The organism is Paraburkholderia polaris, assembly GCF_012927345.1.
In the GTDB taxonomy this organism is placed as follows: domain Bacteria; phylum Pseudomonadota; class Gammaproteobacteria; order Burkholderiales; family Burkholderiaceae; genus Paraburkholderia; species Paraburkholderia polaris.
This window is the reverse complement of sequence record NZ_JABBGJ010000110.1, coordinates 1-4,681: the sequence shown is the minus strand read 5'-3', so window position 1 is coordinate 4,681 and position 4,681 is coordinate 1. Positions and strand designations below refer to the sequence as shown.

The 4,681-nt window shown below is 57.1% G+C and carries 7 protein-coding genes and 1 pseudogene; 6 read left to right on the top strand and 2 right to left on the bottom strand.

The features are described 5' to 3' along the window. On the top strand, window positions 1–244 hold a 244-nt coding region (locus HHL24_RS43025; protein ID WP_169491299.1), incomplete at its 5' end, for a DDE-type integrase/transposase/recombinase. Here HHL24_RS43025 and HHL24_RS44485 read toward each other — a convergent pair. Further along, window positions 168–539 carry an Hsp20/alpha crystallin family protein gene (locus HHL24_RS44485; RefSeq protein WP_230417823.1) on the bottom strand — a complete coding sequence of 124 codons (372 nt, stop codon included), beginning with the start codon at window positions 537–539 and terminating at the stop codon, window positions 168–170. The genes HHL24_RS43025 and HHL24_RS44485 overlap by 77 nt on opposite strands. 245 nt (window positions 540–784) lie before the next feature. Between HHL24_RS44485 and HHL24_RS43015 the strand changes: the two are divergent. The 5 genes and pseudogenes from HHL24_RS43015 to HHL24_RS42995 all read left to right on the top strand — a co-directional run bounded on the left by HHL24_RS43015 (window position 785) and on the right by HHL24_RS42995 (window position 3,202). Beyond that, window positions 785–1,167 (top strand): annotated as a pseudogene (locus HHL24_RS43015) (hypothetical protein). 269 nt (window positions 1,168–1,436) lie between these two features. Next, window positions 1,437–1,631, top strand: a complete 195-nt coding sequence (locus HHL24_RS44480; RefSeq protein ID WP_169491304.1) for a hypothetical protein — start codon at window positions 1,437–1,439, stop codon at window positions 1,629–1,631. A gap of 170 nt (window positions 1,632–1,801) precedes the next feature. After that, window positions 1,802–2,119 carry a glycine zipper domain-containing protein gene (locus tag HHL24_RS43005; RefSeq protein ID WP_169491302.1) on the top strand — a complete coding sequence of 106 codons (318 nt, stop codon included), beginning with the start codon at window positions 1,802–1,804 and terminating at the stop codon, window positions 2,117–2,119. 28 nt (window positions 2,120–2,147) lie between these two features. Then, complete coding sequence (locus tag HHL24_RS43000) at window positions 2,148–2,423, top strand: GlsB/YeaQ/YmgE family stress response membrane protein (RefSeq protein ID WP_169491301.1); 276 nt, start codon at window positions 2,148–2,150, stop codon at window positions 2,421–2,423. A 173-nt stretch (window positions 2,424–2,596) separates the two neighbouring features. Next, window positions 2,597–3,202 (top strand): copper-binding protein, encoded by a 606-nt coding sequence (locus tag HHL24_RS42995; protein ID WP_169491300.1) that lies wholly within the window; start codon window positions 2,597–2,599, stop codon window positions 3,200–3,202. 1,235 nt (window positions 3,203–4,437) lie between these two features. On the opposite strand, the gene HHL24_RS42985 is transcribed toward HHL24_RS42995, so the two are convergent. Beyond that, a partial coding sequence (locus tag HHL24_RS42985) for a DDE-type integrase/transposase/recombinase (protein WP_169491299.1) occupies window positions 4,438–4,681 on the bottom strand: 244 nt, incomplete at its 5' end.

Here is a 4,681-nt window from a genome sequence, read left to right as displayed (position 1 = left end):
GAACGCCGAGCGCGAGACGCCCATCAAGGTCCGTCAGATCAAATATTTGAACAACATCGTGGAGCAGGACCATCGAGCCATCAAACGCCGAACCCGACCGATGCTCGGGTTCAAGGATTTCAACTGCGCGCGCGTCATTCTGAGTGGCATCGAATTGATGCACATGATCAAGAAGGGACAGGTGAAATGTTCGGGCAGAACTTCGCTGTCTGCCGCCCAGCAATTTTACTCGTTGGTTTCGTAAGCCATCCTTCGCATATCACCTTTGCTTGACCCGCTTTCCTTACAGCGACAGAACCCTCGCCGGCGATGGTAAGCAGCCCCTTGTCGATGGAAATATCCAGCTTTGACGCATCGATGCCGGGCGCAAACGCGACGATTTCAATCGTGTCGTCGGTCGTCCCGATGTTGATGGGTGGGAAGGTCCCGAGCCGGCTTGAGCGAAGGCTGGATGGGAATCCGCCAAACACAGTGGACATCTGCCGTTGCAGACGGTCCAGTTCGCTGAAGAGTTCGGTGCCAAAGTAAAGGTCACTCATGGTCGCTTTCTCCTCTGGTGGCGGGGAGACGAACCGGCGTAAGCGCTCCAGTCCGTTCGCCCCAGCCGCAGACAAACAAGGTTGAAACACGCAGCACCCGCGACAACTCGCGCGCAACTGCCTGAGCGCTATGAAAATAGGATGCGCAAAATAATTTTCAAGCCCTTGCCCGAAGAATTTTTCGCTCTTGAAAAGCTGGCGTCCGCCCCTACTATCCGCGCAATAATTTCCCCGAGGAGAACTCCGTGGAATTCGAAACAGAGTGGCTAAGTATCGGTAAGCATCGGTTGAGGTTGCGCTCGACGAAAGGCTTTCCGACTGAAGTGATGCATCAGCTTGCCAGCGTTGTGAGACTGGCCGTTGATAGCAACATGAGCGCGCGAGCCCGCATCGTCGAAATCGTTCTCCGGAAGGAACAAAGTTACACATATCCATCGGGACTACGCTTGCGGAAGACCGCATTTGTGCACCGCAACTCAAGAGCGCAATCTCAACTGTAATGGGATTGCTACCGGACCAGGTGAACGTCCTGGTCCAGACGGTCACGCAGGAAGAGGTGGACCTGCATTTCGGCGTGTATGAACGGATGCTGGCCGAGAAGCTCGGCGTCGTGCCGCCAATCCAGTGATGGTGCTACCTGGCGTGCGCCAGGCACCAGTGCGCGCGTGGTAGCGACGCAAGCTAGCGGACAGGGGGCAGGCGGCCGTCGGTACGAGATTTTGAGAAAGGGTCTGCCCGTGATGTCTGGTCACATTCTGGTCGCACATCGACCTCGTGAAGGACCACCGCGTTCCTTGCTTGCGTGGGTACGTTCTTTGCGCAGTGCAAAACGCACGATGTCACTTCGGGAGACTCGTATGGATGAGACTCTTCGGCTGTTTCCTCTTCGATTTGAGCATGGCCATGGTCAATAACGCGGCTGCTGCTGGCTGCACGGAGGGAGCGGTTGTCGGAGGCGTTGCCGGGCAAGTTGCGGGAAAGCATGGTGTGGCTGGGGCCGCCGCCGGATGTGCCGTAGGGCACCATGAGGCTGCGAAAAAAGCGAAGGCCGCAAGTCAGGCCGGCTCGGCGAGCGCATCCGCCGGTAAATAGCGGTTGTTAAAGCGTATCTCGCTCGTCGCCCGAATCACGCACCCCGGTAACATCGGGAGGCCGACTTGCCGCGAGCGCCACCGGTTACGACTTTCACTCCCCTGTAACGTTCTCCTCCGGGCAGGCCATTTGTGTACTGTTCGACCATTCAACGAAATATGGAGGTTCAAATGACCGAGTCGCATCAACCCACCGCCCCGGCAGCCGGGACTTTGCCCGTCGCGTCTGACCCGGCCAGTTCCGCCGGTTCATCTCAACAGGGCAACAGCTATGCAACGAAGTCCAGCCCCAGCGACGATGACCGAGAAACCGGTGGCCGGACGCTGTCCGACCTGAAGGACAAGATTGCTGTTGCACAGGAAGCGGTCAAGACGAAATACCGCGTCGTTTCTGAGTCGACCGATGATTACGTTCATGAGGCTCCGTGGAAAGCGGTCACGATGGCACTCATCGGCGGCCTCATCATCGGATTACTTGCTCGCCGCTAACGCGGACTTAGCTCTATTGGAGAGGAACATGGACCCGGTCTCGCATGGAGTCATTTTCTGGCTGATTATCGGAGGCATCGCTGGTGCCTTGGCGGGTCGTATCGTCGACGGCGGCGGTTTCGGCATTGTGGTTGACATCATCGTGGGAATTGTCGGAGCCTTCATAGGAGGTTGGCTTGGCGGGGCGCTGGGTCTGCACCTGGGAAGCGGCATGATCGGCTCACTCATCACGGCGCTGATTGGCGCGGTCATCCTGCTTGCTGTCCTGCGACTTTTTAGGCGAGGTCGGGTGCGTCCACTTTAAAGCCTTAGATTTTTTCGTACGCTGAGCGTAGCGCTTCGGGCGATAAGCGCTCGCCCCTGTCAGTCCGCCAGCAAACGCCGGGAAGCATTGCGTGGCACGCCACCTGCCTTCACGGACGTGCCCCGTCGTGGATAAAGGGGCGGAAAACGTTCGACTTTTTTGGGGAGGCAGATATGCGCGTAACCAGAACAGGCGGGGCCCGCTTAACTGTCGTCGGTGTTGCCGTTTCGGTCGGCTTGCTTTTACTTCAATCGGCCGTTGCCCAGGACTTTGGCCCTCGTACAGGACGACACGAAGTCGGTGTAAAAGCCTTACGACACATTCAGGCAAGCGTCGCCGGAATAGACCCCTCGTACAACAGCGTGACCTTGCGCGACGCGGGCGGGGAAATGGTCGTGTTCGAAATCAGCCCAGACATCGCAGACGTAAAAACCTTACAAATCGGGGACACGGTCAATATAGCTTATAGAAATGCAATTCTGACGCACGCATACAAAGTGGCATCGAATGGCATCCGCGAGCGAATCGAAACCGAAGTCATACAGCCAACGTCGAATGGAGAGGTCAATTCGACCCGAAGCGTGGAGTTCGTGGCGACGGTACTGAAAATCGACCGGAAGAATCGCAAGGTCACCCTGCGCGGCCCAACTCAAACACAGGAGTTCGATGTTGCGCCGGGTTTATCGCTCGACAGCCTGAGAGTCGGCGATTCTATTCGCGCGGAATTTATCTCCGCCGCTGCCGCTTCGGTTGTCCGCGTGGGGACGGCTCCTCAGTGAGCAGTGTCGCATGGCAACAGCCTCTTCAGCAGATTGCTCGGACGGTCCGCTCGGCTCGCCGCATCTTAGGAGGTTGGGCAGACTGTGCGGATAGCAGGAGCCCATGTCGGGCATGCGGCCCCCCAGTTCAGTCCGTACCGTCTATGCCAGGGCAAGCCGATCGTCTTGAGATATGGTAACGGCCCGACTTTTTGGCGCCTGCCGTATGCACTGATGCCGGTGATGGATGTCGGGAAAGTGCGCATGCGGCTGAGTAATCGGGCACGTACTGCTCGGGACACGTCTGCGGCTACTCACCGCCCTAATTAAAATCATGCGCATGCTGATGGTGCTCGTCGTGCAGGAGTCGATGGTTACCCCTGCGTGCTGTGCAGCACAGACCAGGTGCCTCGTTGTTCACATTCGTGCATCCGACAACCGCAACTGCTCCGAACAGAACCAATAGCAAATGCAAAGCGGGCAAAAGCTCGGTTGAAGGTCTTCGGCTCCGCGCGGCATGCAAATTGCCTCTCAACACCTAGCGCCCATCAGTCACCTCGCCTTCGTCGTCAATTCGACGAGTTGATGCAAACCCTTAGGCCAGGTTCGTTTTATTTTGGATAGCTAACACACGAACATCCACTTTTTATCAGCCGTAAACGGCAGGTGAGCATCATGTTTCGGTCGGTGCCAGTCATTGCCAGCAAAATTGTGGGCGGCGAAAACATTCACGCTGAATTCCTGAGCGACACGGACGGCTACGAATCATCGCGGGCATCACAGTGCGAGCAGAATGGTTTCCGCCGCTTTCGTGGTTTGCCATTGCATCTGTCGCAGGATACAGCCGATGGGGCACCGGACCCGACGAGCTAGACCTGCTGAGGCTTATCGAGAGCTTCGTAAGCTTGCCCGGACAGCCGACTCTATGAGCACGGCCGCGAGCGCATGCCTCACGACCTTGGGTCAACGCCAAGGCCAACCTTTCCTTTGGGTGCGCACATTTACTTCCAAGTGCGGCACGGCCGTCACCGGCGACTCTTGCGGAATCGTCTCAATCTTTGGCACGCTGCGACGAATAAGCACGAGCGCTCCTTTTGATAGTCGAAAGGCTGGTGCAAAACCACCTCATAACCGGACGTAGCAGCGTGCGCGTTCCACCCTTCGGGATTGCCGGCAAAAAGTTTGCGCACTGCGTCTCGGTGGTTCTGTCGCTGTAAGGAAAGCGGGTCAAGCAAAGGTGATATGCGAAGGATGGCTTACGAAACCAACGAGTAAAATTGCTGGGCGGCAGACAGCGAAGTTCTGCCCGAACATTTCACCTGTCCCTTCTTGATCATGTGCATCAATTCGATGCCACTCAGAATGACGCGCGCGCAGTTGAAATCCTTGAACCCGAGCATCGGTCGGGTTCGGCGTTTGATGGCTCGATGGTCCTGCTCCACGATGTTGTTCAAATATTTGATCTGACGGACCTTGATGGGCGTCTCGCGCTCGGCGTTC

Coding starts and splice junctions, on each gene's coding strand:
- HHL24_RS44485 (WP_230417823.1), bottom strand. CDS start 539: ATGAGTGACCTTTACTTTGGCACCGAACTCTTCAGCGAACTGGACCGT.
- HHL24_RS44480 (WP_169491304.1), top strand. CDS start 1,437: ATGGCCATGGTCAATAACGCGGCTGCTGCTGGCTGCACGGAGGGAGCG.
- HHL24_RS43005 (WP_169491302.1), top strand. CDS start 1,802: ATGACCGAGTCGCATCAACCCACCGCCCCGGCAGCCGGGACTTTGCCC.
- HHL24_RS43000 (WP_169491301.1), top strand. CDS start 2,148: ATGGACCCGGTCTCGCATGGAGTCATTTTCTGGCTGATTATCGGAGGC.
- HHL24_RS42995 (WP_169491300.1), top strand. CDS start 2,597: ATGCGCGTAACCAGAACAGGCGGGGCCCGCTTAACTGTCGTCGGTGTT.